Origin of the sequence: Streptomyces sp. R11, from assembly GCF_041051905.1 — a bacterium.
Taxonomy (GTDB): Bacteria; Actinomycetota; Actinomycetes; order Streptomycetales; family Streptomycetaceae; genus Streptomyces.
In genome coordinates this window covers 2919548-2946240 of sequence record NZ_CP163432.1, presented here as the reverse complement: position 1 = coordinate 2946240, position 26693 = coordinate 2919548, and the positions used below count along the sequence as shown (strand labels likewise).

Sequence of the window (26693 nt, the reverse complement as noted above, 5' to 3'; positions counted from 1 at the left end):
CTGGCGGACGGGTGGTTACAGGCGCATGACGCGTGAGTAGACGTACCCAGGCGCCTTCGATCTGGGTATGTTCCTCGCCGTCAGGGCAGCCACCGCGTCCTCGAGGGAGTCGAGACCGTGTCGGAAAACAAAGAACCCCACGTAGCGAAGTTCGTTTACGACTTCACCGAGGGAAACAAGGACCTCAAGGACCTCCTGGGTGGCAAGGGCGCGAACCTCGCCGAGATGACCAACCTGGGGCTCCCCGTTCCTCCTGGCTTCACGATCACGACGGAAGCCTGCAAGGTCTACCTCGACAGCGGCGAGGAGCCCGCGGCACTGCGTGACGAGGTGAGTGCACACCTCGACGCCCTTGAGTCCCGTATGGGCAAGAAGCTCGGCCAGGCCGACAACCCTCTGCTCGTCTCCGTCCGTTCCGGCGCCAAGTTCTCCATGCCCGGAATGATGGACACGGTCCTCAACATCGGACTCTCCGACAAGTCCGTGAAGGGCCTCGCCGAGCAGGCCGGCGACGAGCGGTTCGCGTGGGACTCCTACCGCCGCCTCATCCAGATGTTCGGCAAGACGGTCCTCGGTGTCGACGGCGAGCTCTTCGAGGAGGCCCTCGACAAGGCCAAGGAGGCCAAGAAGGTCACGGTCGACACCGACCTGGAGGCCGCCGACCTCAAGAAGCTGGTCACCGCCTTCAAGAAGATCGTGAAGAAGGAGGCCGACCGGGACTTCCCGCAGGACCCGCGCGAGCAGATGGACCTCGCCATCCACGCGGTCTTCGACTCCTGGAACACCGACCGGGCCAAGCTCTACCGCCGCCAGGAGCGCATCCCGCACGACCTCGGTACGGCCGTCAACGTCTGCTCGATGGTCTTCGGCAACCTGGGCCCGGACTCCGGCACGGGCGTCGCCTTCACCCGCGACCCCGCCTCCGGCCACCAGGGCGTCTACGGCGACTACCTCCAGAACGCCCAGGGCGAGGACGTGGTCGCGGGCATCCGCAACACCGTGCCGCTGGCGGAGCTGGAGTCGATCGACAAGAAGTCGTACGACCAGCTGATGCAGATCATGGAGACGCTGGAGAACCACTACAAGGACCTCTGCGACATCGAGTTCACGATCGAGCGCGGTCAGCTGTGGATGCTCCAGACCCGCGTCGGCAAGCGCACGGCGGGCGCCGCCTTCCGTATCGCGACCCAGCTCGTGGACCAGGGCCTGATCGACGAGGCGGAGGCGCTCCAGCGCGTCAACGGCGCCCAGCTCGCGCAGCTGATGTTCCCGAAGTTCGACGAGGAGGCGAAGGTCGAGCAGGTCGGCCGGGGCATCGCGGCGTCGCCGGGTGCGGCGGTCGGCAAGGCCGTCTTCGACTCGTACACCGCGGTGAAGTGGTCGCGTTCGGGCGAGAAGGTCATCCTGGTCCGCCGGGAGACCAACCCCGACGACCTGGACGGCATGATCGCGGCCGAAGGCATCCTGACCTCGCGCGGCGGCAAGACGTCCCACGCGGCCGTCGTGGCGCGCGGCATGGGCAAGACCTGTGTCTGCGGCGCCGAGGAGCTCGAGGTCGACACCAAGCGCCGCCGGATGACGGTCCCGGGCGGACACGTCGTCGAGGAGGGCGACGTCATCTCCATCGACGGCTCCAGCGGCAAGGTCTACCTGGGCGAGGTCCCGGTGGTCCCGTCCCCGGTCGTGGAGTACTTCGAGGGCCGGATGCACGCGGGCGCCAACGACGCCGACGAGCTGGTCGAGGCCGTGCACCGGATCATGGCGTTCGCCGACCGCAAGCGCAGCCTGCGGGTGCGCGCCAACGCGGACAACGCCGAGGACGCGCTGCGCGCCCGTCGCTTCGGCGCCCAGGGCATCGGCCTGTGCCGCACCGAGCACATGTTCCTCGGTGAGCGCCGCGAGATGGTCGAGAAGCTGATCCTCGCCGACACCGAGGAGGTGCGCGAGGCCGCCCTCTCGGAGCTGCTGCCGCTGCAGAAGAAGGACTTCGTCGAGCTGTTCTCGGCGATGGACGGTCTGCCGGTGACGGTCCGTCTCCTCGACCCGCCGCTGCACGAATTCCTCCCCGACATCACGGAACTCTCGGTCCGCGTGGCCCTGGCGGAGTCCCGCCAGGAGCCCCACGAGAACGAGCTGCGCCTGCTCCAGGCCGTGCACCGACTGCACGAGCAGAACCCGATGCTGGGCCTGCGCGGCGTACGCCTGGGCCTGGTCATCCCCGGCCTGTTCACGATGCAGGTCCGCGCGATCGCGGAAGCGGCCGCCGAGCGCAAGAACGCCAAGGGCGACCCGCGCGCCGAGATCATGATCCCGCTCGTCGGCACCGTCCAGGAGCTGGAGATCGTCCGCGAGGAGGCCGACCAGGTCATCGCCGAGGTCGAGGCGGCGACGGGTACGAAGCTGAAGCTCTCGATCGGCACGATGATCGAGCTCCCGCGCGCCGCCCTCACGGCCGGTCAGATCGCCGAGGCAGCGGAGTTCTTCTCCTTCGGCACGAACGACCTCACCCAGACGGTGTGGGGCTTCAGCCGGGACGACGTGGAGGCCTCGTTCTTCACGGCGTACCTGGAGAAGGGCATCTTCGGCGTCTCCCCGTTCGAGACGATCGACAAGGACGGCGTGGGTTCCCTGGTCGCGGCCGCGGCCAAGGCCGGCCGTGAGACCCGTCCCGACCTCAAGCTCGGCGTCTGCGGCGAGCACGGCGGCGACCCCGAGTCGGTCCACTTCTTCCACGAGGTCGGCCTCGACTACGTCTCCTGCTCCCCGTTCCGCATCCCGGTCGCCCGCCTCGAGGCCGGCCGCGCGGCCTCCCAGTCGGTGGGCAGCGACCACCGCTAGGCCGTACGGCCACGCAACTCCGGAGTCGTCTCCTGTCCCCGACCCTCAAGACCGATGGGCGGCGACTCCGGTGCACCAAAGAGGGCGGCACCCTGTGCGGGGGTGCCGCCCTTTCCTGCTTCGTCTGCGGAGACTGTCAAGCTGCGTCGCTGACCAGGGGAGAATGTGCCCTCCGGATGAGGATGGGTTCCGTCACGAGTCGTCCGACGCGTACGTTGCAGCGGCCACCGGCAGCGCGCCCTTCATGATCGCGAGGAGATGAATGACATGGACTCGGGGCTGATCGCACCAGTCGTCTTCGCCGTCGCCCTGGCGATCGGCACCGCAGTTACCGAACTCCGGTCCCCGGGCTCCGCCCGCGTCACATGGGGCATCGTCCGCGACCGGACGGCGGTGGCCGCGGGTGCCGTAGTGATGGTGGTCGTCACTGTGACGGGAGGGAGTTGGTCGGGCTTGGCCTGGGGGTTGCTGGCCGGGGCACTGACCGGGCGCCTCGTTCATCAGGCCTGAGTGAGGCCGGCCTGGTGACGAACGCGGAGAACGACACCACCTGCTGCTACGCCCTGCAGGACAAGGTCTGGGTCCACGGGCCTCGGCCGACACCGGCTCGAAGGAACCGGTCACGGCGAGACCGCGGCCCTGCTCGGTTTCCTGGTCCTGGTGCTCGACCTTCGGGGCAAGGGAATGGACTGCGTTTTGCCCCCTGCCTCAAGGGCACACGGCCAGGTGAGACCCCGCGGAGGTACCGAGATGAGTGCCGGAGAGAGAGCCAAGGCAAAAGCCGAGCAGGTCGTAGGTAAGAGCGTGCGGAAGGCGGCCCACGCGGTGCACAAGGAAACCCTCGCAGCAAAGGGCGCCGCTCTCGAAGCGCGGGGCAGGCTGCGGGGCGAGAAAGAACGGACCAAGGGTTCCTTCAGGGGCTGACAAGGCTTCCCCGAGGCATGCCAAGTCGCCTGCTGGCTGGCTGACCAGGCAAACTGTCCGGGGCGCCTATTGGGACGCCCCGGATCCGCGACTACCCGGACGCGCGGGTGACCACCGGTAAGGCGGTGGAGGTCGAGGCTTTCGGCCCACACCCGGCGGGAATCGGACTGCGGGTGACCTTCGAGGCCGGTACGGCGGCGCCCGGCATGATCATCCGTACCGCGCTGCGGCTCGTTCGTAGGGGAGGTGCCGGGCCCCCTCTTGCCCGCGGCCTGGCAGTTTCCCCCTTCCCCGATCATCCCGACGGCCGGGACCGCACGCGGTGCGCACCCGAATGCGGTACGGACGCCGGGTCGGCTGCTCTCCAGGCTGTTGGTCCGCACGATCAGCGACAACGGTCACGGCACCGTCCGGCGGGGCCGTCCGCGGCGACTGCCGCCGCCCGGCGGGTGCCCGGCACGGCTGCGGACGCGGAGGCCGGTCGGGACCGCGGGCTCGTGTGGTGCGGCGCCGGCCTCGCAAGGAGACCGGCGCCCGGGTACCTCGACCTTTGCAGGGTGTGCCCGGCTACGACCGGAAGGGCCCCTTCACCTCATACGTGATCCCGCCCGACGAACTCCCGCTCGTGCCCCGCTGGCTGGAGAAGTACAGGCGGGTGCCGTCGGGGGAGAAGGCCGGGCCCGTGATCTCCGAGCCGGACTGGCCGTCGATGCGGAGGAACGGGGCGATGACGTCGGCCGGGGTGATGACGCAGATCTCCATGTTGCCGCCGTCCTCGGCGACGAAGAGGTCGCCGGAGGAGGAGCCGGTGATGTTGTCGACGCCGGTGAGGGGAGCCGTGCCGGAGGTGACGAGGGAGTCGTCGTAGGCCAGCTCGTAGGTGTTCGAGGCCAGGTTGAGCTGCCAGACCCGGTTGTCGCCCTTCGTGGTGAACCAGACCGTGTCGTCGGCGTAGTGGCAGCCCTCGCCGCCGTTGAAGGACTTGGAGCCCGAGACCTGGGAGCGGGTGGCCGTCGGGGAGCCGTCCGGGTCGGGGATGTTGGCCCAGGTGAAGGAGCCCGAGGTGGCGCTGCCCGCGACCATCACCTGGAGGGTGCCGGAGGACAGGTCGCCCCACGTCGTCGGGACGAAGCGGTAGAAGCGGCCGTTCGTCTCGTCCTCGGTCAGGTAGATCACCTTGCGCACCGGGTCCGCGGCCGCCGCCTCGTGCTTGAAGCGGCCCATCGCGGCACGGCGGATCGCCGCCTGCGTGCCCCACGGGTCCGTCTCGTAGACGTAGCCGAGGGACACCTCCTCGCAGGACAGCCAGGTGTTCCACGGGGTCTTGCCGCCCGCGCAGTTCTGGCGGGTGGAGGAGAGGATGCGGTACGCGGCCGTGATCGCGCCCGCCGACGAGAACTTCACCGCGCTCGCGCCGCCGGAGGGGTTGATCTCGGAGTTGGAGACGTAGATCCAGCCACTGCCGTCCGCGTAACACGCGCCGCCGTCAGGGGCGTTGTGCCAGGTGTACGACGTACCGGAGACCGTCTGCCCGGAGCGGGCGATGACGCGGCTGGTGAAGCCGCTGGGGAGTCTGATGCCGTTGGCGTCGGGGGAGCCCAGCGCCCCGTACGGGCCGGTGCCGGGCTGGGCCGGGGCCGCGTACGCGGCGCCGCGCCACAGGGTTCCGCCGAACACGGCGGCCGAGCCGCCGAGGACGGCCGCACGCAGGAGGCTACGACGTTCCACTCTCACTCCAAGAGGTGCCGTACCGCCCCGCCGCCGGTCGACGACGGGGTCGTGCCAGGGGGGCGGCATGGAACCTAAGGGAGCATGGTGGACGGACCGTGGCCAGTTGGTGGCCGTCGGACGGCGTACCTGGGAGTTGCCCATGGGGCCGGGTCACGCGCGCAGCGCCGGCACCCCCCGCCTCCGCTGCCCCGGCCGCTCGACACCCGGCCCGTGCACCTCGCGCGGCGGTTTCGCCGACGGCAGCCGGACCACCGCGTCCAGACCGCCCGCGGCCGAGGCGTGCAGGCTCGCCTCACCGCCGCTCGCGTGCGCGAGCCGATGGACCAGCGAAAGGCCCAGCCCCGTACCGCCCTTGGGGGCGCCCGGCGCGCGCCAGAAGCGGTCGAAGGCGCGGGCGCGCTGTTCCGAGGTCATGCCGGGCCCCTCGTCGGTGATGTGCAGGTCGACCCAGGCGGGGCGAGCGTCGCGCAGGGCGCGGCGGACCGGCACATGGAGCCGTAGCTCGATGGCGACGGTGCTGTCGGGCGGGGAGGCGCGCAGGGCGTTGGAGAGCAGGTTGTCCACTATCTGCTCGACCCCGCCCGGCACCGCGAGGACCGGCCCCACACTGCCCGCGAACAGGACGAGGGAGACCCGCTGCTGCTCGAACAGCGGCAGCCAGGTGCGGTGCCGTTCCGCGCAGACCGCGCCCACGTCGACCGGGGCGGGCGTCGCGGAGTCCTCCTCCAGGCGGGCCATCGCCAGCAGCCCCTCGACCATCCGCGCGAGCCGGTCCGTCTCGGTCACGGCGGCGGTGAGGCTGCCGATGCCGCGGTCCGAGACGTTCGGTTCCAGGTTCTCCAGCCGCAGCCGCAACGCCGCGAGCGGAGTCTTCAGCTGGTGCGACGCCTCGCCCGCGAACGCCCGCTGGGCGGCGAGGAGATGGGCGAGCCGGGCCGCCGTACGGTTGAACGCGGCGGCCAGCCGGCGGACCTCGGGCGGCCCCTTCGTCATCGTCACCGGACGGGCCCGTCCGCCCTCCGCCAACTCATGGGTGGCGCGCTCCAGTTCGCGGATGGGACGGCCGGCCCAGCAGGCGATGGCGAACCCGACCACCGCGACCGCGGTGAGGACCCCGAGCCCGCCCAGTGCCAGCAACAGCCAGACGTGATGCACGCGTTCGTGCACCGTCCGCGTCGGCAGCGTCAGCCACACGGCACCCTGCAGCCGCTCGTCGCGCATGACCGGCCCGGCGACCGACAGGTACTGGACGCCGCCGATGGTCGACGTACGGACGTCCACGGTGGACGTGCCGCGCAGGGCGGCCGCGATACCGGGGCGGGAGGCGAGGTTGGACGACATCACCGCGGCCCGCGGATGCGAGGTGGCGAGCAGCGCGCCCGAGGCGTCCACGATCACCACCTGCCCGCCGATGCGCTCGGCACAGCGCACCACCCGGCGCGGCAGATCAAGCTCGGCACGCCCCGCGCTGAGGGACAGCGAGGCGTACGCGGACACCGATTCCGCCTCGTCCTTCGCCGCGCTCACCACCCGCTCCCGCTCGCTGCGCGAGTAGACGAAGCCCAGCGGGATCTCCAGGCAGACCAGGACGAGTGCGGCGAGACTGAGGTAGCTGAGCAGCAGCCGGCGGGTCATGGCGAGGACACCTGCGGCCCGCCCGGCTCGGTCTGCACCGCCAGCCGGAAACCGACCCCGCGCAGGGTCTGGATCCACGCCGGGTGCCCCAACTTCTTCCGCAGCGCCGCGACATGGACGTCCAGCGTCTTGGTCGGGCCCTCGTAGTGCGGGTCCCACACGCGGTCCAGGATCTGCTGCCGGGAGTAGACCGCGCCGGGATCCTCGGTCAGCAGCGCCAGCAGCTCGAACTCCTTCGGGGTGAGGGTGACGGGGACCTCGCCGACCCAGACCTGACGGGTGCGGCGGTCCACGACGAGGGGGCCGGGGGCGTACGAGGGTGAGGGAGCGGGTTCCTCGTACGACGGGCCCGGCGCGGTCTCGCGCGACAGGGGTGCCGGTGGCGGGGTGACCGCCGATGAGGCCGCCGCCTCCGCGCGCAGCCGCTCCACCAGCGCCTCGGTACGTCCACGCTCGACCGACGCCGCCCTGTCCACCGGCGCCGCCATGCCCGGCGCCGCCATGCCCGGCGCCGCCATGCCCGGCGCCGCCATGCCGACCGGCTCCGCCACCGCCTCGGTGCGCTGCGTCCGCCGGGTCACCGCCCGCACCCGCGCCACCAACTCCCGCACGCTGAACGGCTTCGCCAGATAGTCGTCCGCCCCCAGCTCCAGTCCGAGGACCCGGTCGGCCTCCTCACCCCGCGCACTCAGGATGATGACCGGCACGTCCGAGACCCGCCGGATGCCCCGGCACACATCGATGCCGTCCATGTCCGGCAACCCGAGGTCGAGCAGGACGACATCGCCGTACGGCCTTCTCAGTCCCTCGGCGCCGGTGGTCACGTGATCCACCGTCAGGCCGAAGTGGCCGAGGCCCTCGGCGAGCGGTTCGGCGATCGTCTCGTCGTCCTCGATGAGCAGCACTCGTATGCCCATGCGTCCTGTCTCTCCGTGAATTTGCATTCTCTGCCCTGACGTCGACACGCTACAAGAAACAAGCGCTTGCAGGGAGTTGCGACAAAGAATGTCCAATTGCTGGACGCGCTCTGGCCTTTACTTAACCTTCCTCTGGTGTCGGCTCCTCTACGGTGCTGTGAACTGGCCGAACTCCCCACCGAGGAGGCACCGTTGAAGGCGCTGCTGGACCGAGCCCGCTCGTTCAAGCGACGGGTCGATTTCGAGAACGGTGAATACCGGAAACTGGCCGAAGGGCAATATCCCGAGGCACTCTTCATTACCTGCTCGGACTCACGGGTCATACCCGCCCTGATTACCGGCGCACGGCCCGGAGAGATATTCGAGCTGCGAAACGCGGGCAATATCGTGCCGCCGTACGGCAGCCCTGGTGCCTCCGGCGAGGCAGCCACCATCGAGTACGCACTGGAGGTGCTCGGGGTTCAGGACATCGTCGTGTGCGGTCACTCACACTGCGGCGCGATGGGCGCGCTGAAGTCCGGTGACGACCTGTCCGCGCTGCCGGGCGTGGACGCCTGGCTGCAGCTGGCCCGGCCCGAACTGGTGCCGGTCCTCACGGCCGCCTCCGACGACCCGTCGCTGCCGGACGTGGCACAGGGCAACGTCGTCAACCAGCTTGCCGTACTGCGTACTTACCCGGTGGTGCGGCAGCGGCTGGACGGGGGACGGCTGCGGCTGCACGGCTGGTACTACGAGGTCGACACCGGGCAGGTGCACGAGCTGGAGGACGACGGCCGGTTCCGGGTGCATGCCGGATGAGCGGGGCGCACGCGCGCGGGCGTACCCGCACGAAGGTCAGCATGCCGCGGATCGGGGGCGCCGCGAAGTCGCCGCCGGACAACGGGGTGAGCGGGGGTGGTGCCAGGGCGTCGGGCAACGGGGCCGTCGGGGGGGCCGGGGGTGCCGCCAAGTCCTCGGGCAACGGGGCCGCCGGGGGCGCGAAGCTCGACCTCGCCAACGAGATCACCGCCTCCCTCGTCGTCTTCCTCGTCGCCCTTCCTCTCTGCATCGGCGTGGCCGTCGCCTCCGGGGTTCCCGCCGAACTCGGGATCATCTCCGGGGTGATCGGCGGCCTGGTCGTCGGCGCGGTCCGGGGCAGCACGCTCCAGGTCAGCGGGCCGGCCGCCGGGCTCGCCGCGCTGGTCGCGGAGACGGTGCTGGAGCTCGGCGTGGCGATGCTCGGCGTGATCGTCCTGTTCTCGGGCATCCTGCAGATCATCCTCGGCGCCGTACGCCTCGGCCGGATGTTCCAGGCGATCTCCCTCGCGGTGGTCCAGGGCATGCTGGCCGGCATCGGACTGCCGCTGATGTTCAGCCAGGCCTACCCGATGGCCGACGCCAAGGCCCCCGGCACGCCGATCGAGAACATGGCGGGCATCCCGGGTCTGTTCGCGGACATCCTCACCAACCCCCAGGCGATGATCGCCACGCTGCTCGGCGTCGCCACGATCGTGCTGAGCTTCCTGTGGAAGAAGGTGCCGGGCCCGGCGAAGAGGGTCCCGGCCGCGCTCGTGGCGGTCGGCATCGGCATCGCGGTCGCCGCGCTGCCCGGCGTGGACGTGAAGACGCTCCAGGTCGGCAATCTGCTGGCCTCGGTGCAGGTGCCGGGAGCCGAGCAGTTCGCGGGCCTCGCGGACCCCGCGGTCATCACGGCCATCCTCACCTTCACGGTCATCGCCTCGGCGGAGAGCCTGTTCACCGCGGCCGCCGTGGACCGTATGCACAGCGGCCCGCGCACCCGCTACAACACCGAACTCATCGCCCAGGGCGCCGGCAACACCGTCGCGGGCATCCTCGGCGCCCTCCCGATCACCGCGGTCGTCGCCCGCAGCTCGGCGAACGTCCAGGCCGGCGCCAAGACCCGCATCTCCCGTACCCTGCACGGTCTGTGGCTGCTGGCGTTCGCGCTGCTGCTGCCGCAGGTCCTGGCCCTGATCCCGATCTCGGTGCTCGCGGGCGTCCTCGTCCACAGCGGCTGGAAGCTGTTCGCGCCGGACGAGTTCCCGAAGATGTGGCGGCAGGACCGCGGCGAGTTCGTGGTGATGACGACGACAACGCTGGTTATCGTGGCGACCGCGCTGCTGGAGGGCGTCCTCATCGGCCTCGCGGCCGGGATCGTACTGGCCGCCCTGCGCATGTCCCGGACAGTGATCCGGCAACACGTCGAGGACGACACGGCGAAGGTCGTCATGGCCGGCAACGCCACCTTCCTACGGCTGCCGCAGGTCATCGAGGCACTGGAGAACGCGGCCGCTTCGGGCAAGCCGCGCATCCGTCTGGACCTGACCGGCGTGACCCATCTGGACCACGCCTGCCGCAGCCAGGTGGAGGAGTTCACGGCGCAGCAGCGGGGGCTGGGGCTGCGGGTGGAGCTGCTGATGCCGGGGCCGGCGCGGACGGAGGCGCCCGCGGCCGTCCCGCCCCGGCCGACGGTCGCCGTCGACACGGCCTCGCTGCCGGGGCCCGGGGCCGAATGGTTCTACCTGGACACCCGGCCCGTGCCGGACGACTACGGCGACTACGGCGACCATGCCGAGCGCTCACCCCTCGTGCGCTGAGCACGTGCATGCGTGACCCTGCATGCGGTGATCCTGCATACGGAGAGCTACCTTCCGGTCACGTCACGTTCGCATCACGGGTCCTTCATAACTCCTCCGCAACTGCGGCCCCTGGCTACGTTCGTCACCTCACGCACGACCAGGGAAGGACCCTCCCGTGAACCTGCTCCGCAAGCCCGGCGCCATCGTCGTCGCCGCGCTGGCGCTGGCCGCTCTGCCGGCCACCGCCGCTGCCCATGACGGTGACCACCCGTTCAAGAACTGCGCCGAGGCCTACGCCAACGGGTACTCCGACATCCCGAAGGGCGACAAGCACTACGGCTCCCACCTCGACCGGGACGGCGACGGCCTCGGCTGCGACAACCCGCCCTCGGACTTCGTCCCGGCCGACGACGCGGAGTCGGAGGGCGGCGCGGCCCCGTCCGCCGACGACACCTCCGACGAGGCCGCGGGGCAGGACGGCACCGACCTGGCCGCGACCGGCGGCGACGACAGCACCCCGTACCTGGCGGCGGGCGGCGCGGCCGCTCTGCTCGCCGGTGGCGGGGTGCTGGTGGCGGTGCGCAGGCTGCGCCGGACGGACGCCCGCTCGTAGGCTGGCCGGAGCCGTCCACATCCGGAAGGAGCTCCTCATGCCCGGCTGGAGCGCACAGCACATCCCCGACCAGGGCGGCCGCGTCGCCGTCGTCACCGGTGCCAACAGCGGGCTCGGGTACGTCACCGCGCGGGAGCTGGCTCGCAAGGGCGCCCGGGTGGTGCTCGCGTGCCGGAGCGAGGCGCGGGGTGCGGCTGCCGAGGCGCGGTTGAACGCCGAAGTGCCTGACGCGGACGTCGAGTTGAGGCAGCTGGACCTCGGGGACCTGGGCTCCGTGCGGGATTTCGCCGCGTCCTTCCCCTACGACCGTCTCGACCTGCTGGTGAACAATGCCGGCGTGATGGCGTTGCCGTACGGCACCACGGCGGACGGCTTCGAGACGCAGTTCGGGGTCAACCACCTGGGGCACTTCGCGCTCACCGGGCTGTTGCTGCCCGCGCTGCTGGGTGTGCCCGGCGCGCGGGTGGTGACCGTCTCCAGTCCGCTGCACGCCCTGTCCAACATCGACATCGACGACCTCAACAGCGAGCGCCGGTACCGGCGTTGGATCGCCTACGGCCGGTCCAAGACCGCCAACCTGCTGTTCACGCATGAGCTGGCGCGCAGGCTCGAGGGGCAGGGGGCGGGCGTGGTGGCCGCCGCCGCTCATCCCGGGTACGCGGACACCAATCTGCAGACCGCGGGGCCGCGGATGGCGGGGAGCCGGGCGAGCGAGTGGTTCGCGCGCCTCGGCAACCGTGTCTTCGCCCAGTCCGCCGAGGCCGGCGCACTGCCCACGCTGTACGCCGCCACCGCCCCCGACGTCCGCCCCGACTCCTTCACCGGGCCGTCGTCCTTCGGCGGCTGGCGGGGCTCACCCGCCCCGGCCCGGCGTGCGCCCTGGGCCCGCAGCGACCGTGCGGGCGAGCTGCTTTGGCAGGCTTCGGAGCGGCTGACCGGGGTGGTGTACGGCGACCTGAAGGTATGAGCGCGAGGCCTCCTCCACGAGCCCCGCTACCCGGCAGCCCGCACCTCGTACGCAGTCACCCGCACCCCCTCGTCGTCCAGGCACTGACCGGTCTCCAGGTCGAAGCGCTGCTTCAGCAGGGGAGACGCGACGAACGGCCGGCCCTGGTGGGTGCCGGTCAGGCCGCGGGAGAGGACTGCGGCGCCGCCGAACGGGTCGCGGTTGTCGATGGCGTACAGCCGGCCGGCGCGGTCGCGGAACAGGGCCACCTGGCCGCCGTCCGGCAGCAGGGCCGCCACGCCGCGGCCGGGGAGCAGGTGGGTGAGGTCGCAGACCGTCAACCAGTCCGTGCCCAGTCGTACTTGGACCTTCAGGTCGGTCGTCTCGGGTGCCAGGGTCATCGCTGGGCGCTTCCTTCCAGGGGGCGGTGGCCGATGGTCAGCAGCGGCAGGTCGGGCTTGATCTGGTTGCGCTCGGGGACGAAGCCGACGACCGGGTCGGGGGTGTCGGGGGCGTTCACGAAGGACACGAACCGGGCCAGCTTCTCGGGGTCGTTGATGGTCTCCGACCACTCGTCGCGGTAGTTCGCGACGTGGGCCGCCATCAGGGACTCCAGCTCCTCGCAGATGCCGAGGGAGTCCTCGACGACCACGTCACGTACGTGGTCCAGGCCGCCGGGGATCCGCTCCAGCCACACGCTCGTGCGCTCCAGACGGTCCGCGGTGCGGATGTAGAACATCAGGAAGCGGTCGATCAGGCGGATCAGCTCCGCGTCCGACAGGTCCTGGGCCAGCAGGTCGGCGTGGCGTGGGGTCGCGCCGCCGTTGCCGCCGACGTAGAGGTTCCAGCCGTTGGCCGTGGCGATCACGCCGAAGTCCTTCGACTGGGCCTCCGCGCACTCCCGCTGGCAGCCGGACACCGCCGACTTCAGCTTGTGCGGCGAGCGCAGGCCCCGGTAGCGCAGCTCCAGGTCGATCGCCATCCGGACGGAGTCCTGGACGCCGTAGCGGCACCAGGTCTGCCCGACGCAGGACTTCACCGTGCGCAGCGACTTGCCGTAGGCGTGGCCGGACTCGAAGCCGGCGTCCACCAACCGCGCCCAGATGAGAGGGAGTTGCTCCACCCTTGCGCCGAACATGTCGATGCGCTGGCCGCCGGTGATCTTCGTGTAGAGACCGAAGTCGCGGGCGATCTCGCCGATCACGATCAGCCCCTCCGGGGTGATCTCACCACCGGCGATACGCGGTACGACCGAGTACGAGCCGTTCTTCTGGATGTTGGCGAGGAAGTGGTCGTTGCTGTCCTGAAGCGCCGCCTGCTCGCCGTCCAGGACGTAGCCGCTCGCGCCGATCGTGGGCGCCAGCGACGCGATGATCGACCCCACCGCCGGCTTGCAGATCTCGCAGCCGTCGCCGCCCCGGGCCCCGTCACGGCCGTAGCGGTCGAGCAGGTCCTGGTAGGTGTTGACGCGCAGGGCGAGGACGATCTCGTACAGCTCCTCGCGGGTCTGCGAGAAGCAGCCGCACAGGCCCTTGTCGACCTCGACGCCGGAGGCCTCCAGCTCGGCGGTGACCAGCTGGCCGAGGACCTTGACGCAGGAGCCGCAGCCCGTGCCGGCCTTGGTGCACTTCTTCACCTCGGGCACGGTCGTGCAGGAGTGCTCCGTCACCGCACCGCGGATCGTGCCCTTGGTGACGTTGTGGCAGGAGCAGATCACCGCCTCGTCCGGCAGCGCGGACGGGCCGAGCTGGGCGGGGGCACCGGCACCGGCGGGCAGGACGAGCGACTCGGGCGAGACCGGCGGCACCGAGCCGGTGAACGCCTTCAGTGTGCCGTACGCGTCCGCGTCGCCGACCAGGATGCCGCCGAGCAGCGTGCCGTCGCGGCCGATGACCAGCTTCTTGTACAGGCCGGCGCGGGAGTCGGAGTACACGACGTCCAGGCAGTCGTCGGTGGTGCCGTGCGCGTCACCGAAGGAGGCGACATCCACGCCGAGCAGCTTCAGCTTTGTCGACAAGTCGGCGCCGATGAAGGCGGCTTCGTCGGAGGCGATCGTCGCCGCCGCCGTCTCCGCCTGCTCGTAACCGGGGGCCACCAGGCCGTACACCCGGCCGTCCGACGCCAGCGCGCACTCGCCGATCGCGAACACATGCGGGTCGGCGACCGTACGGCACTGTTCGTCGACCGTGATGCCGCCGCGCTCGCCGACGGTGAGGCCGCAGTCGCGGGCCAGCTGGTCGCGGGGGCGGACACCGGCGCTGAACACCACCATGTCGGTGGCGAGTTCGGAGCCGTCGGACAGCTTCATGCCGGTGACGGCGCCGTCCGCGTCGACGACGATCTCCTGCGTGCCGACGCCGGTGTGGACGCTCAGGCCCATGTCCTCGATGGTGCGCAGCAGCGCCGCGCCACCGCCCTCGTCGACCTGCACCGGCATCAGCCGCGGCGCGAACTCCACGATGTGCGCCTCGACACCGAGTCCCTTGAGCGCGCCGGCGGCCTCCAGGCCCAGCAGACCGCCACCGACCACGGCACCGGTCGTGGCCTTCGTCTTCGCGTACTCCTCGATCGCGAGCAGGTCCTCGATCGTGCGGTAGACGAAACAGCCGGCGGCGTCCTTGTTCGGGACCGGCGGCACGAACGGGTACGAGCCGGTCGCGAGGACGAGGGCGTCGTACGCGAACACCTGCCCGGACGCGGCCGTGACCTGCCGGGCCTCGCGGTCCACGGAGACCGCCGGGTCACCGACGTACAGCTCGATGCCGTGGTCCTTGATGAACTCCATGTCGGTCATGGAGAGGTCCTCGGGCGTCTTGCCGGAGAAATAGGAGGTGAGCGCGACGCGGTCGTACGCCGGACGCGGCTCCTCGCACAGTACGACCACGCGGTGCGTGGCGGTCAGGCCGCGCTCGGCGAGCGCCTCCAGGAAACGCTGGCCGACCATGCCGTGGCCGACGAGCACGATCGTGGGGGTGGCCTCCGTGGCCTCCGGGGTGGCGGTCATCAGGAGCCTCCATCGTTGGTGAGCAGGTGGAGCAGCGGGGCGTCGTCGGGGAGCGGCTCTGCTCCCTCCCAGGCGCGGGCGAGCGTGCCGACGGTGCCGAGTTCGCCGACGAGGACCCCGCCGACCAGGCGGTCGTCGCGGACGACGACCTTGCGGTAGGTGCCGCGGGTGGCGTCGGTCAGCTGTACGACGTCGTCGCCGGGCCGGGCCTCCGTCTCGCCGAACGCGGCGAGGTCGAAGAAGCCCTCACCGGCAAGCGTCAGCCGCGTCAGCGCCCGGGTGCCGGTGTAACGGGCGGTGCCGTCGCCCGCCAGCAACTCGGCCAGGGTGTCGGCCTGTTCGAGTGCGGGGGCGGCCAGCCCGTACACGGTCCCGTCGTGCTGCGCGCAGTCGCCGACGGCCCGGATGTGCGGGTCGGACGTACGGAGTTCGTCGTCGACGACGATCCCCTTGCTGACGTCCAGTCCCGCGAGCTGCGCGAGCCCCGCGCGCGGGTGCACCCCGCAGGCCAGGACCACGAGGTCGGCGTCGAGGGCGTATCCGTCGGCCATGTCCACCGAGCGGACCGCGCCGCCGACGCAGCGCACGTCACGCACGCGCAGGTCGGTGTGCACCTCCACGCCGAGGTCGAGGAGATGGCGCCGGACCAGCTTCGAGGCGACCGGGTCGAGTTGACGCTCCATCAGCCGCTCGGACTGCTGGGCGAGTACGACCTGCGCGCCGCGCAGCGCGAGGGCGCGAGCGGCGGAGACCCCGAGGAGCCCGCCGCCGATCACGACCGCCCGGACACCGGGACGTACGGCCTTGGACAGGCCCAGGCAGTCGTCCATGGTCCGGAACGCGTGCACGCCCTCGGGCAGCACGTGGTCCGGAGTGAACAGACCGCGCAGGGGCGGCAGCACCGGGTTCGAGCCGGTGGCCAGAACCAGCGTGTCGTATGCGATCTCCGACCCGTCCGCGAGGTGTACGGCTCGCATCTCGCGGTCGATGCCGGTGACCCGGCCACGCGTGAGCTCCGCCGGCGCCGGGAGGGCGATCACGTCGGGGCTGTACCGTCCGGCCAGCACCTCGGCGAGCAGCACCCGGTTGTACGGGCGGTGCTCCTCGTCGCCGACGAGCGTCACGGGCGTGCCGAGCTCGCCGAGCCGCCGGGCGAGTCGTACGCCCGCGAGGCCGGCGCCGATCACCACCACACGCGTATTCGAGGTCATGGCTTCGAGCGTGCGGTGCGGGTGTTTCCCGACCGCATCACGTCTGTTTCCCACGAGGAACGCTGCCCTCAGCGGGGGCGCGGGGGCGGTGTGAGGGTTCGGGGGTCGCGAAGGGGGCGGGCTGTGAGGTCAGACCGGCGCCGTGGCCCGAACCTCAGAAGCTCCTCATGTACATGGACGGCACACGCATCGTCTGCCTAGGGTCGCGATCATGCCCGACATATCGCTGACCATGGTCGTCGTCCTGTGCCTCGCGGCCCTCGCGGCGGGCTGGATCGACGCCGTGGTCGGCGGCGGAGGCCTCCTGCTGCTCCCGGCGCTGCTGCTCGGCCTCCCGGCGAGCACCCCGGCCGCGTACGCGGTCGGCACCAACAAGGCGGTCGCGATCGTCGGCACCTCGGGCGCCGCGGTGACGTACGCCCGCAAGGCACCGGTGGACGTACGGCTCGCCGTACGCATCGGTCTCGCGGCGCTCGCGGGCTCATCCGGCGGCGCCTTCTTCGCGGCCGGCATGAGCACCGAGGTGCTGAAGCCCGTGATCATGGTGGTGCTGCTCGCCGTGGCCGCCTTCGTGATCCTGCGCCCCGCCTTCGGCACGGCGCCGGCGACGGGCCCGGCCTCCCGCCGCCGGACCCTCGCCGCGATCGGCCTGGCCGGTCTGGGCATCGGGTTCTACGACGGGCTGATCGGCCCCGGCACCGGTACGTTCCTGGTCCTCTCCCTCACCGCGATGCTCCACCTCGACCTCGTCACCGCCTCCGCCACCGCGAAGATCGTCAACTGCTGCACCAACGCCGGTGCGCTCGCCACCTTCGCCTGGCAGGGCACGGTCCTGTGGCAGCTGGCCGCGGTGATGGCCGTGTTCAATCTGGCGGGCGGCACGCTGGGAGCCCGTACGGCACTGAAGAAGGGCAGCGGATTCGTGCGGGTGGTGCTGCTGACGGTGGTGTTCGCGCTGGTGGCGAAGCTGGCGTACGAGCAGTGGTTGGCCTAGCCGAGGGCTACTTCCGCCGCAGGTCGAGCAGTTCGACCATGCCGGTGGTGTCCTCGTCGCCGTGTCCCGCGGCGAGCCACCGCTCCATGAGGGTCGTGTACGGCGTCAGCAGCTCGGCGCTCACGCCCTGCTCCTCGGCCGTGGCCAGCAGGGTGGCGTTGCCCGCGACCTGCATGGCGAGGTTGGACACGACATCCTTGCCGTAGTCGCCGCTCTCCAGCTGCTCGGCGGCCTGGTGCACGGCGGGCGCCATCGCGACGAGCCACGACACCAGCAGCGGCGCGAAGTCCGTCGGGGCGATGTCCTCGGGGCGGATCAGCGCGAACGCGTGCAGCACGCCCGCGAACATGCCGTCCATCGCGCTCAGCAGCGCCACATCGTGCAGCGCGGCGAAGCCGGGGTCCGCGCCGACGTAGCGGGTGCCGGCCGGGACGGCGAGGGTCTTGCCGTGCTCCTCGAACAGCTCGGGGGAGCCGCTGTAGAAGACGTAGGCCCCCGACCCCGCGTCCCCGATCATCGGCGGTACGGCCATGATCCCGGCGTCCAGGAAACGGGCGCCGCGCGCTTCGGCCCACGCGGCGCGGGAGCGGCCCTGGGCGGGGGTGCCGGTGGTGAGGTTCACCAGGTCACGGCCGGACAGGTCGGCACCGTCGAGGGCCTCGCCGACCGAGGCGTCGTCGAGGAGGCAGACGACGACCAGCCGGCTCGCGGCCACCGCGTCGGCGGCGCTCGCGGCGACGGTCGCGCCCTCGGCGGCCAGGGGTTCGGCCCGGGCGGGCGTGCGGTTCCAGACGGTGAGCGGATGACCGGCGGCGAGCCAGGCGCGGGCCAGGGCGGTGCCCATGGCGCCAGTGCCGAGGAGGGTGAGCGGGGTCGGGGCGGGGGTCGGGATCGTGCTGGGCGCAGGGGCGTTGTCAGTCATGGCGTTTAGGCTCGTGGTAGGGGAATCGTCTGCTCAAGTACGCACTTTGGAGTGGGTGGTTACCACGGGGAATGAGTCCAGGCAGGAGGACGGCAGCATGGGGATCGGAAGGCGGCCGGGGGCGTACGTCTGCGGGATCGACGCGGCGATGGACGTGGTCGGGGGCAAGTGGAAGGTGCTCATCCTCTGGGCGCTGCATGAGCGGCCGTACCGATTCGGGGAGCTGCGGCGCGAGCTGCCCGGCGTGACGGAGAAGGTGCTCGCGGCCCAGCTGCGGGAGCTTGAGGCGGACGGGATCGTGCACCGGGAGGCGTACGACGAGGTGCCGCCGCGGGTGGAGTACTCGCTGACGCCGATCGGGGTCTCGCTCAACGTGGCGCTGGGTCCGCTCGGGGCCTGGGGCCGGGAGAACATCCTGGGCGGCGCCGGGGAGCCTGCCCGGGAGTCGGCCGAGGAGGCGCACGGGTCCGCGACACCGGATTCAGCGGCTGCCGCTGAGATGCGCGAACACGACGACGTTGCCCTGATACCCGGTCGTCCGTGAGTAACCGCCACCGCAGGTGATCACCCGCAGCTCGGGGCGCGGTGCCGGGCCGTACACCTTCTCGTCGGGGAAGGCCTCGGCGTCGTACACCTCGACGGCGTCCACCGAGAAGAGGGCCGTGCCGCCGTCGCGCCGGTCCACCTCGATCGTGCTGCCCTTCCTGAGGGCGCCGAGGCGGTAGAAGACGGCGGGCCCTTCGGCGTTGTCGACGTGGCCGGCGACGATCGCGGTGCCGGCCTCACCCGGCGTGGTGCCGGCCTCGTACCACCCGGCGAGGTTCTTCCGCTCGGCCGGCGGCACATCGAGGCTGCCCGTCTTCGTCAGCCCGAGGCCCATGAGGGGAGCGGAGACGCGGATCGAGGGGATGCGGATGTGGTCGGGAGGGGAGGGGGGCAGTGCGGCGGCGGTCTGGTCGGCTCGGGGGGTCTCGTCGGCGGCAGCGGTCTCGCGGGCCTGCGCGTGGGCCCTCGCGTCGGCACCTTTCCTGGCACCTGCCTGCGCGGCCGACGGCTGCGGCGGGGCGTGCGTCTCGGTGCCGTTGGTCAGGAGCCAGGCGCCGGAGCACAGGGCGAGGGCGGTGACGGCGGCTATGGCGGCGTTGCCGGCGCTCCTGCGACTGCGACGACTGCGACTGCGCACGTGAGCCTCCCGGGACTCTCCTCAGGTCCGCCCTCATCCCCCTCCGGGCCGCGAGGGGCGTCGGACCCGGAGGGGGAGGGGACGTGCGGTACCGGCGACGGACAGCGGAGGGTGTCCGTCAGATCCCGTCGCCTCTCGCCCGGCGATGCAGGAGCCAGGTACCGCCCGCGGCGGCGACGGCGAGAGCCGTCACGCCGGCCGCGGTCTGCACGGGGTCGCGGCCGAAAGCGCCGCCGACCCCCGTCTTCACACTTCCTTTCGGATGCACCTGCCCGCGCGCGGCCGTCAGCGTGACGACCAGGTCGCCCGTGACCTTCCGGCCGCCGTCGGCGCAGGTCGCGACGATCTCGTACGTCCCCGGCTGCGCGCTCGGCGGCACCCGGAACTCCCCGGTCGCGTCCTCCTCGTTCGTGCTCGGCGCCAGCGAGAAGGAACCGGCACCGACCGCGCTGGCGTCGCCCGCCGCACCGCCGTCCCGGCAGGCGGCCGTGTCCACGGTGACCTGCCCGCCCGGTACGACCGAGGCCGGGGAGACCTTCAGCTCACCTGCGTCGCCGCCGTACGCGGGTGTGACGACGAGACCGACGGCGCCGACCGCCAGCGCGGTCCCGGTCAGCAGACGGGCGGTACGTCGCATCGAAGCTCCTCCGAGCGCACGGACTCACGACCCGCGGCACCCCCAAGTGCCGCCGCCTCGGCCGAGCCCTGCCCTTCCGAGCAAAGGGCCACCACGCCGCGAGCGCTTCCCGACAAGGTGCCGGAAGTGGGGTGAACGGGTGTCGTGCGGGAGAGGAAAGAGCGTGGGGCCGGCACTGTTTCAGCAGGTCAGTGCCGGGTGCGGGCTGGGCTGGAGGAAGAAAATGGGTTGGGTGGGGGGTGGGGGTGTGAACGGGTGACTTGGGGTCGGCCGGTTCAGCCGGACGCGTCCCCCGAAGCCCAGTCCGCCAGCACCTCCATCACCGCACGGCGCCCCACCGCCGCCAGCACCGGATTCGTGCCGTTCCCGCAGACCTCGCCGTAGTAGTGCTCCGCCGTCAACCCGAAGCGCAGTGCCCACCCCCGCCCCCGCGCCCACGTCGCCTCGTCGACGTCGGCCGCCGCGCGGAACACCTCGCGGCTACCGGCGTCGAAGACCGTCCACGCCGCCATCGTGTCGGCGGCCGGGTCGCCGACCCCGAAGCAGCCGAAGTCGATGACCGAGGTGAGGCGGCCGGCGGAGGTCAGGAGGTTGCCCGGGAGGAGGTCGCCGTGGAGCCAGACGGGGTCGGCGTCCCACTGGGGCAGACGCAGGACGTCCTCCCAGGCTGCCGTCGCCGCCGTCGCGTCCAGCGTGCCCGCGGCACCCAGGTCACGGATCGCGGCCCTGACGTCGGCGTCATCTGCACCGACCGGACCGCCTCGGTAGGACGGCGGGCCGTCACCCGCGTCCACGCTCCTGAGCGCCGCAACGAATCGCCCCAACTCACCTGCTGCGTCCCGCAGTTCTGCCAGCGGCGCGTCATGGGCGTTCTCGCCGTCCAGCCATTCGTACACGCCCCACGGGAGCGGGTAACCGTGCGCGGGCGCGCCCTTCGCGATCGGCGCAGGGACGGTGAGGGGGAGATGCGGGGCCAGGCGCGGCAGCCACCGGTGCTCGCTGTCGACCTGGCGTCCCCCGCCGGGAAGCCGGGGCAGCCGTACGACCATGTCGTCGCCCAGCCGGTACATGGCGTTGTCCGTCCCGGCGGAGCCGACCCGCACCACCGCCGGCCCGGCCCACCGCGGAAACTGCTCCGCGATCAGCCGGGCCACCAGCCCCTCGTCGATGTCCAGCTCGTCGGCGTGCATCTTCGCGGGGGACGACATACGGCTCCGTGACGGCTGAGGGGAAAACGGGCTGGCGGCGGAGGAGCGTATCCGGGCCCGGGACGGCACGGCCACCGCTTTTGGGGGCGCGGGACTGTGTCGATCCGCGGCTCCGCCGCCCGGGCGCGACCGGCCACGGACAACCCGCACCCGGCCACGCACCACCCCGCCCCGGCTCTCAACCGCCCATCAGCCCACGTTCACGGCACTCCAGGCCGCCCCCACCGCGGAGTACTCCGCACTCCCGGCCCCGTAAAGGTCCTTCGCCGCACTGAGCGTCGCGGACCGCGCCCCCGCGTAATTCGTCGAGGACGTCATGTAGACCGTCAACGCCCGGTACCAGATCTTGCCGAGCTTCCCCCGACCGATCCCGGTCACCGAAGAGCCGTCACAGGTGGGCGAGTTGTAGCTGACCCCGTTGACCGTCTTCGCCCCGCTGCCCTCCGCCAGCAGATACGCGAAGTGGTTGCCGATGCCCGACGAGTAGTGGACGTCGAGCTCCGCCGTCCCCGTGCTCCAGCAGTCGACCGAGACACCGTCCTTCGAGGGCTTGTCCATGTACCGCAGGGCGCTCCGGCCGAGCCCCGACCGGACGACCTTCTCGCCGATCAGATAGTCGCCCGGGTCCGCGGAGTTGCCCGCGTGGAACTCCACGAGCGACCCGAAGATGTCCGACGTCGCCTCGTTCAGGCCGCCGGACTCGCCCGAGTACGTCAGCACGGCCGTCTTCGACGTCACGCCGTGCGTCATCTCGTGGCCGGCCACGTCCAGCGACACCAGCGGCCCGAGCTGGGTGCCGTCACCGTCGCCGTACGTCATGCAGAAGCAACTGTCGTCCCAGAAGGCGTTGTTGTAGTCGTTCCCGTAGTGCACGCGGTTGAACGAGCCCTTGCCGTCACCCGCGATGCCGCTACGGCCGTGGACGTTCTTGTAGTAGTCCCACGTCACGTCAGTGCCGTACTGGGCGTCCACCGCGGCCGTCGCACGGTCGCTCGCCGCACCGGTGCCCCAGCGGTTGTCGGCGTCCGTGAAGACCGTCGACGGGGCGCGGCTGAGGCAGATGGTCAGGACGCACAGGTCGGTCTTGTTCGCCGCGTCCCCGGTGTACGTGCCTCCGCGCGTGGCGTCCTTCAACTGGTATGTCGACCCCGACGCCGTCGTCTCCAGCGGCACCGTGCCCGCGTACAGCGACTTCCCGTCGCCCGACGCCTTCTCGATGCTGTCCCACGCGTCGATCCGTGCCCCGGTGCGGGCGTCGGTCAGCACCGTGTGGGCGACCGGGTTGCCGGCGGAGTCCTGGGCGACGGCGTCGGTCCGCCAGGCCAGCTTCGGGGCGCCGTGCAGGGCGTCGACCACCAGCTCGGGCTTGGACGTGAGCCTCTTCAGCGTCTCGCCGACGTTGGCCGCACGCAGCACGGTCGCCGCGAGGTCGGCCGCCTTGGGCGCCGAGACCTTGGGCGTCACGCTCGACAGGGAGAGCGCGTCCTTCGTCGCGCGGGAGGCGCTGCGGTACGTACCGTCCTTCGCCAGGTGGACGACGAAGTCGCCGCCGAGGACGGGAAGTCGGCGGTAGGTGCGGTCGTAGCGGACGTGCTGGGTGCCGTCCGCGTCCACGATCACGTCCCGCACGGTGGTGCCCTGCGCGGCCGTCAGCCCCAGGCTCCCCGCGTGCTCCTTCAGGGCCGACGCCGCGTTTCTCAGCGCGGTGGCCCTGGTCGGACGGTCGTCCGCGCCGGCGTTGGGGGAGAGCGTGGTGGCCAGCAGGGTGGCGGTGGCGGCGACGATGCCGGCCGTGGTGAGTCGGGAAGCACGGAGGTGCGGCCGTATTCGGCTCATCGGTCTCCTTCGAGCGGGCGGGAGCACAGAAGATGACCAAGATTCAAGGGGCCGTGCGCATGCCGTGGACAGGGTGAGTACGTGCAGGTGTGTGAGGGGAGAGGACCGTTTCTGCGAAGGCGGTGATCCTGGTGTGCGCACCCGTGCGCACCGTGCCGCCGAGACCGGTACCCCGACCGCGCGCCCCCGGCCGGTACGCTGCGCCTCGGCCGGCAGGCCGGGCCCCCGGCCACCCGCCCAGCCCCAGCCCTGCGCCGCGCCGGCGCCCGCGCCGAGGAGACGGCCCGAAGTGACCCCGCCGCCCCTGCCCTTCTTCGTCTACGGCACCCTCCGCCCCGGCGAGCCCAACCACGACGCCTTCCTGCGCGGCCGCACCCTCACCGAGGAACCGGCACGACTGGCCGGGGCGGTGCTGTACGACGGCCCCGGCTACCCGTACGCCGTCGAGGCCCTGGGCGGGCGCGGCACGGTGCACGGCGAACTCGTCACGGCCCGACCCGAGGAGTACCCCGCGCTCCTCGCCGCCCTGGACCACCTGGAGGAGTACGCCCCGAACGACCCGCGCAGCCTCTACGAACGGGTCGCACGCGAGGTGGTACGCGACACCGACGGAACGGCCGTACAGGCGTGGGTGTATGTCGCGGCACCCCCGGTCGCGGCTCGCCTGCGTACCCGCGGCAGGCTCATCGAGAGCGGCGATTGGGCGAGGCGGCCGCTTGGCTGAGTCGGGTGCGGCACGGCTGAGTGACGTGGCGGTCTGGCTGTGTCGAGCGTCGGCGCGGCTGAGTCGCGGGTCCGCGCGGCCGTGTTGAGCGTAGGTGTGGCTGTGTCGAGCGTCGGCGCGGCTGAGCCGCGGGTCCGCGCGGCTGTGTCAAGCGTCAGTGCTGCTGTGCCTGGTGTCCGGCTGCCGATTCAAAGGTCCGCCCGGCTGAGCCGAGCGTGGGCGCGGCTGAGGCGAGTGTCAGCCCGGCTGAGCCGAGCGCCCAGCCAACCGATTCGGGCGTGCCCACCCAACCCGAGCCAGGTGCCCACCCAACCGGTCGGGCCCCCGACTGAGCCGGGCAGCTGCCCCGCCGCGACAGCTCCCGCACACGCAAGCGGGCCGAGCCCCGTCCCCTCAATGGCCCCCGCCCGCCTAAGACTTCACCGCCTCCACCCGCACCGCGCACGCCTTGAACTCAGGCATCTTCGACGTCGGGTCGAGAGCCGGGTTGGTCAGGGTGTTGGCGCGGCCCTCGCCCGGCCAGTGGAAGGGCATGAAGACCGTGTCCGGGCGGATGCCGGTCGTGATGCGGGCGGGGGCCACCGCACGGCCCCGGCGCGAGACCACGGCCACCGGGTCGCCCTCGGCCGCCCCGAGCCGCGCCGCCAGCCGGGGGTGCAGTTCCACGAACGGGCCCGGCGCGGCGGCGTTCAGTTCGTCGACGCGGCGGGTCTGGGCGCCGGACTGGTACTGCGCCACGACCCGGCCGGTCGTGAGGAGGACCGGGTACTCGTCGTCGGGTTCCTCGGCGGTCGCCCGGTACGACACGGGCACGAACCGCGCCCGTCCGTCCGGCGTGGCGAATCGGTCGAGGAAGAGGCGGGGCGTGCCGGGGTGCACCGCGCCGGCGGTCTCGCCGTCCTGCGCCGGGTCGTCGTCGCCGGCCGCTGCGGCCGAGTCCAGCGAGGCGTCCTCGCTGTCCGTGGAGCCCTCGTCGTCGGCCGCGGCAGGGCACGGCCAGAACACCCCGTTCTCCTCCGCCAGCCGGCGATACGTGATCCCCGAGTAGTCCGCCGCCCCGCCCGCACTGGCCCGCCGCAGTTCCTCGAAGACCTCCTCGGGGTCGGTCGGGAAGCCCTTCTCCAGGGCCGTTCCCTCTCCGTCACCCAGCCGCGCCGCGAGCTCGTGCATGACCTCCAGGTCGCTGCGAACGCCCTCCGGCGGACTGATCGCGCGCCGGCGCAGCAGCACCCGGCCCTCCAGGTTGGTCGTCGTGCCCGTCTCCTCCGCCCACTGGGTGACCGGAAGGACCACGTCCGCGAGGGCGGCCGTCTCCGACAGCACCACGTCGCACACCACAAGGAAGTCAAGGGACTTGATGCGATCCTCGATGTGCGCGGCACGCGGCGCCGACACCACCGGGTTGGAGCCCATCAGCAGCAGCGACCTGATGTCCGTGCCGAGCGCGTCCAACAGCTCGTACGCGCTGCGCCCCGGTCCCGGCAGGCTGTCCGGGTCCACTCCCCACACCTCGGCGACATGCCGCCGCGCCGCCGGGTCGTCCAGCTTGCGGTAGCCGGGCAACTGGTCGGCCTTCTGACCGTGCTCGCGCCCGCCCTGCCCGTTGCCCTGCCCGGTGAGACAGCCGTACCCGGACAGCGGCCGGCCCGCCCGTCCCGTCGCCAGGCACAGGTTGATCCACGCGCCCACGGTGTCCGTGCCCTTGGACTGCTGCTCGGGCCCGCGCGCGGTGAGCACCATCGCGTGCTGCGGCTCGCAGAACAGCCGTACGGCTTCCCGGAGTTGAGGAACGGACACCCCCGTGATCCGCTCCACGTACTCCGGCCAGTGCGCCATCGCCGCGGCCCGCGCGTCCTCCCAGCCGGCCGTGCGCTCCTGGACGTACTCCTCGTCCACCCGTCCCTCGGCGACGACCAGGTGCAGCAGCCCGAGGGCCAGCGCGAGGTCGGTGCCGGGGCGTGGTGCCAGGTGCAGGTCGGCCTGCTCGGCGGTCTTCGTGCGGCGCGGGTCGATGACGATGAGCGTGCCGCCGTTCTCGCGCAGCTCGTTGAAGAAGCGGAGCGAGGGCGGCATCGTCTCCGCGAGGTTGGAGCCGACGAGGATGACGCAGCCTGTCCGCGGGATGTCCTCCAGCGGGAACGGCAGCCCCCGGTCCAGGCCGAACGCCTTGATCCCGGCCGCGGCCGCCGACGACATGCAGAAGCGGCCGTTGTAGTCGATCTGCGAGGTTCCGAGCACGATCCTCGCGAACTTGCCGAGGCTGTACGCCTTCTCGTTCGTCAGTCCGCCGCCGCCGAAGACCCCGCACGCGTCCGGGCCATGTTCCGTACGCGTGCGGGCCAGCCCCTCCGCGACGCGGTCCAGCGCCTCGTCCCAGGTGGCCGGCACGAGCGTGCCACCCGACCGCACCAGCGGCGAGGTCAGACGGACGCTCGATTCCAGCACCGCGGGCGCCGTGCGGCCCTTGCCGCACAGTGCCCCCTTGTTCACCGGGAAGTCCGGCCGCTCGACCACCGCGACGCCCCCGCCCTGCAGCGGCGTGAGGTTCATTCCGCACTGCAGGGCGCAGTACGGGCAGTGCGTGGGCGTCGCGGAGTTCGGCATGTCGTTCAGCGTGCTTCGGGCGTGTTACGTGCGGCTCGGCTCCCTGTTACGCGTCCGGGACGGTGCCCTCTTCGCCGGCGTCGTGGCGCCGTGAGGCGAGCCGTTTTTGTCGACACGGCCCCGCATGCCGAAGGGCGGGAGCAGGGCATTGGCCCCGCTCCCGCCCGGTCAGGGACGGTCCTTGGTC

Annotated in this window: 21 protein-coding genes and 1 pseudogene; 10 read left to right on the top strand and 12 right to left on the bottom strand. The window is 71.7% G+C overall.

The features are described from left to right. Positions 1 to 117: 117 nt before the first annotated feature. The 3 genes and pseudogenes from ppdK to AB5J55_RS13370 all read left to right on the top strand — a co-directional run. The gene (gene ppdK, locus AB5J55_RS13380; RefSeq protein WP_369270895.1) at positions 118 to 2838 is read left to right on the top strand and encodes a pyruvate, phosphate dikinase; all 2721 of its coding nucleotides are present in this window, start codon (positions 118 to 120) and stop codon (positions 2836 to 2838) included. Between the two features lie 267 nt (positions 2839 to 3105). Further along, entirely contained in the window at positions 3106 to 3348 is a 243-nt protein-coding gene (locus tag AB5J55_RS13375) for a hypothetical protein (protein WP_369270894.1), read from the top strand. Continuing rightward, positions 3336 to 3431, top strand: a pseudogene (locus tag AB5J55_RS13370) (glyoxalase/bleomycin resistance/dioxygenase family protein); the annotation flags it as partial. The gene AB5J55_RS13375 and the pseudogene AB5J55_RS13370, both read left to right, overlap by 13 nt. 898 nt (positions 3432 to 4329) lie before the next feature. Here the strand turns inward: AB5J55_RS13370 and AB5J55_RS13365 are convergent. The 3 genes from AB5J55_RS13365 to AB5J55_RS13355 form a co-directional block, all read right to left on the bottom strand. Next, complete coding sequence (locus AB5J55_RS13365; protein WP_369270893.1) at positions 4330 to 5490, bottom strand: alkaline phosphatase PhoX; 1161 nt, start codon at positions 5488 to 5490, stop codon at positions 4330 to 4332. Between the two features lie 153 nt (positions 5491 to 5643). Continuing rightward, complete coding sequence (locus AB5J55_RS13360; RefSeq protein ID WP_369270892.1) at positions 5644 to 7128, bottom strand: sensor histidine kinase; 1485 nt, start codon at positions 7126 to 7128, stop codon at positions 5644 to 5646. Next, positions 7125 to 8045, bottom strand: a complete 921-nt coding sequence (locus tag AB5J55_RS13355; RefSeq protein WP_369270891.1) for a winged helix-turn-helix domain-containing protein — start codon at positions 8043 to 8045, stop codon at positions 7125 to 7127. The genes AB5J55_RS13360 and AB5J55_RS13355 overlap by 4 nt, the downstream gene beginning before the upstream one ends. 192 nt (positions 8046 to 8237) lie before the next feature. Here AB5J55_RS13355 and AB5J55_RS13350 point away from each other — a divergent pair, with 192 nt between their 5' ends. The 4 genes from AB5J55_RS13350 (at position 8238) to AB5J55_RS13335 (ending at position 12204) form a co-directional block, all read left to right on the top strand. Beyond that, complete coding sequence (locus AB5J55_RS13350; protein ID WP_369270890.1) at positions 8238 to 8843, top strand: carbonic anhydrase; 606 nt, start codon at positions 8238 to 8240, stop codon at positions 8841 to 8843. Next, on the top strand, positions 8840 to 10642 hold the full coding sequence (locus tag AB5J55_RS13345) for a SulP family inorganic anion transporter (protein ID WP_369270889.1): 1803 nt from the start codon (positions 8840 to 8842) through the stop codon (positions 10640 to 10642). The genes AB5J55_RS13350 and AB5J55_RS13345 overlap by 4 nt, the downstream gene beginning before the upstream one ends. Before the next feature lie 157 nt (positions 10643 to 10799). Next, positions 10800 to 11237, top strand: coding sequence for an LAETG motif-containing sortase-dependent surface protein (locus tag AB5J55_RS13340; protein ID WP_369270888.1), 438 nt, complete (start codon positions 10800 to 10802; stop codon positions 11235 to 11237). Positions 11238 to 11274: 37 nt separating this feature from the next. Further along, positions 11275 to 12204, top strand: coding sequence for an oxidoreductase (locus tag AB5J55_RS13335; protein ID WP_369270887.1), 930 nt, complete (start codon positions 11275 to 11277; stop codon positions 12202 to 12204). A gap of 26 nt (positions 12205 to 12230) precedes the next feature. Here the strand turns inward: AB5J55_RS13335 and nirD are convergent, their stop codons facing one another. Genes nirD through AB5J55_RS13320 form a run of 3 tightly spaced genes read right to left on the bottom strand, consistent with a single transcriptional unit; the run spans position 12231 to position 16398 of the window. Continuing rightward, positions 12231 to 12584: a nitrite reductase small subunit NirD gene (nirD, locus tag AB5J55_RS13330; protein ID WP_369270886.1), complete on the bottom strand. Its 354-nt coding sequence runs from the start codon at positions 12582 to 12584 to the stop codon at positions 12231 to 12233. Further along, a complete protein-coding gene (gene nirB, locus AB5J55_RS13325) occupies positions 12581 to 15187 on the bottom strand; it encodes a nitrite reductase large subunit NirB (RefSeq protein ID WP_369270885.1) in 2607 nt (868 codons plus the stop codon). Before nirB ends, nirD begins: the two co-directional genes overlap by 4 nt. Next, a complete protein-coding gene (locus tag AB5J55_RS13320; protein ID WP_369270884.1) occupies positions 15187 to 16398 on the bottom strand; it encodes an NAD(P)/FAD-dependent oxidoreductase in 1212 nt (403 codons plus the stop codon). The genes nirB and AB5J55_RS13320 overlap by 1 nt, the downstream gene beginning before the upstream one ends. A 211-nt stretch (positions 16399 to 16609) precedes the next feature. On the opposite strand from AB5J55_RS13320, the gene AB5J55_RS13315 reads away from it, so the two are divergent. After that, positions 16610 to 17392: a sulfite exporter TauE/SafE family protein gene (locus tag AB5J55_RS13315; protein WP_369270883.1), complete on the top strand. Its 783-nt coding sequence runs from the start codon at positions 16610 to 16612 to the stop codon at positions 17390 to 17392. A gap of 7 nt (positions 17393 to 17399) precedes the next feature. On the opposite strand, the gene AB5J55_RS13310 is transcribed toward AB5J55_RS13315, so the two are convergent. Then, entirely contained in the window at positions 17400 to 18314 is a 915-nt protein-coding gene (locus AB5J55_RS13310; protein WP_369270882.1) for an NAD(P)-dependent oxidoreductase, read from the bottom strand. Positions 18315 to 18411: 97 nt separating this feature from the next. Between AB5J55_RS13310 and AB5J55_RS13305 the strand changes: the two genes are divergently transcribed. After that, positions 18412 to 18858, top strand: coding sequence for a winged helix-turn-helix transcriptional regulator (locus tag AB5J55_RS13305; protein WP_369270881.1), 447 nt, complete (start codon positions 18412 to 18414; stop codon positions 18856 to 18858). On the opposite strand, the gene AB5J55_RS13300 is transcribed toward AB5J55_RS13305, so the two are convergent. From AB5J55_RS13300 to AB5J55_RS13285, 4 genes are all read right to left on the bottom strand, one after another. Continuing rightward, a complete protein-coding gene (locus tag AB5J55_RS13300) occupies positions 18796 to 19497 on the bottom strand; it encodes a class F sortase (protein ID WP_369270880.1) in 702 nt (233 codons plus the stop codon). The two genes, AB5J55_RS13305 and AB5J55_RS13300, sit on opposite strands and share 63 nt — an antisense overlap. 118 nt (positions 19498 to 19615) lie before the next feature. Continuing rightward, complete coding sequence (locus tag AB5J55_RS13295) at positions 19616 to 20134, bottom strand: hypothetical protein (RefSeq protein WP_369270879.1); 519 nt, start codon at positions 20132 to 20134, stop codon at positions 19616 to 19618. 275 nt (positions 20135 to 20409) lie between these two features. Further along, a complete protein-coding gene (locus AB5J55_RS13290) occupies positions 20410 to 21342 on the bottom strand; it encodes an aminoglycoside phosphotransferase family protein (protein ID WP_369270878.1) in 933 nt (310 codons plus the stop codon). A 189-nt stretch (positions 21343 to 21531) separates the two neighbouring features. Continuing rightward, entirely contained in the window at positions 21532 to 23178 is a 1647-nt protein-coding gene (locus AB5J55_RS13285; protein ID WP_369270877.1) for a M4 family metallopeptidase, read from the bottom strand. Positions 23179 to 23467: 289 nt separating this feature from the next. Here AB5J55_RS13285 and AB5J55_RS13280 point away from each other — a divergent pair, with 289 nt between their 5' ends. Further along, positions 23468 to 23902: a gamma-glutamylcyclotransferase family protein gene (locus AB5J55_RS13280; protein WP_369270876.1), complete on the top strand. Its 435-nt coding sequence runs from the start codon at positions 23468 to 23470 to the stop codon at positions 23900 to 23902. Between the two features lie 411 nt (positions 23903 to 24313). Here the strand turns inward: AB5J55_RS13280 and AB5J55_RS13275 are convergent, their stop codons facing one another. After that, entirely contained in the window at positions 24314 to 26506 is a 2193-nt protein-coding gene (locus tag AB5J55_RS13275; RefSeq protein ID WP_369270875.1) for a molybdopterin oxidoreductase family protein, read from the bottom strand. Positions 26507 to 26693: the final 187 nt, after the last annotated feature.

Coding starts and splice junctions, on each gene's coding strand:
- AB5J55_RS13375 (WP_369270894.1), top strand. CDS start 3,106: ATGGACTCGGGGCTGATCGCACCAGTCGTCTTCGCCGTCGCCCTGGCG.
- AB5J55_RS13360 (WP_369270892.1), bottom strand. CDS start 7,128: ATGACCCGCCGGCTGCTGCTCAGCTACCTCAGTCTCGCCGCACTCGTC.
- AB5J55_RS13355 (WP_369270891.1), bottom strand. CDS start 8,045: ATGGGCATACGAGTGCTGCTCATCGAGGACGACGAGACGATCGCCGAA.
- AB5J55_RS13345 (WP_369270889.1), top strand. CDS start 8,840: ATGAGCGGGGCGCACGCGCGCGGGCGTACCCGCACGAAGGTCAGCATG.
- AB5J55_RS13335 (WP_369270887.1), top strand. CDS start 11,275: ATGCCCGGCTGGAGCGCACAGCACATCCCCGACCAGGGCGGCCGCGTC.
- nirD (WP_369270886.1), bottom strand. CDS start 12,584: ATGACCCTGGCACCCGAGACGACCGACCTGAAGGTCCAAGTACGACTG.
- nirB (WP_369270885.1), bottom strand. CDS start 15,187: ATGACCGCCACCCCGGAGGCCACGGAGGCCACCCCCACGATCGTGCTC.
- AB5J55_RS13320 (WP_369270884.1), bottom strand. CDS start 16,398: ATGACCTCGAATACGCGTGTGGTGGTGATCGGCGCCGGCCTCGCGGGC.
- AB5J55_RS13315 (WP_369270883.1), top strand. CDS start 16,610: ATGCCCGACATATCGCTGACCATGGTCGTCGTCCTGTGCCTCGCGGCC.
- AB5J55_RS13310 (WP_369270882.1), bottom strand. CDS start 18,314: ATGACTGACAACGCCCCTGCGCCCAGCACGATCCCGACCCCCGCCCCG.
- AB5J55_RS13305 (WP_369270881.1), top strand. CDS start 18,412: ATGGGGATCGGAAGGCGGCCGGGGGCGTACGTCTGCGGGATCGACGCG.
- AB5J55_RS13295 (WP_369270879.1), bottom strand. CDS start 20,134: ATGCGACGTACCGCCCGTCTGCTGACCGGGACCGCGCTGGCGGTCGGC.
- AB5J55_RS13290 (WP_369270878.1), bottom strand. CDS start 21,342: ATGTCGTCCCCCGCGAAGATGCACGCCGACGAGCTGGACATCGACGAG.
- AB5J55_RS13285 (WP_369270877.1), bottom strand. CDS start 23,178: ATGAGCCGAATACGGCCGCACCTCCGTGCTTCCCGACTCACCACGGCC.
- AB5J55_RS13275 (WP_369270875.1), bottom strand. CDS start 26,506: ATGCCGAACTCCGCGACGCCCACGCACTGCCCGTACTGCGCCCTGCAG.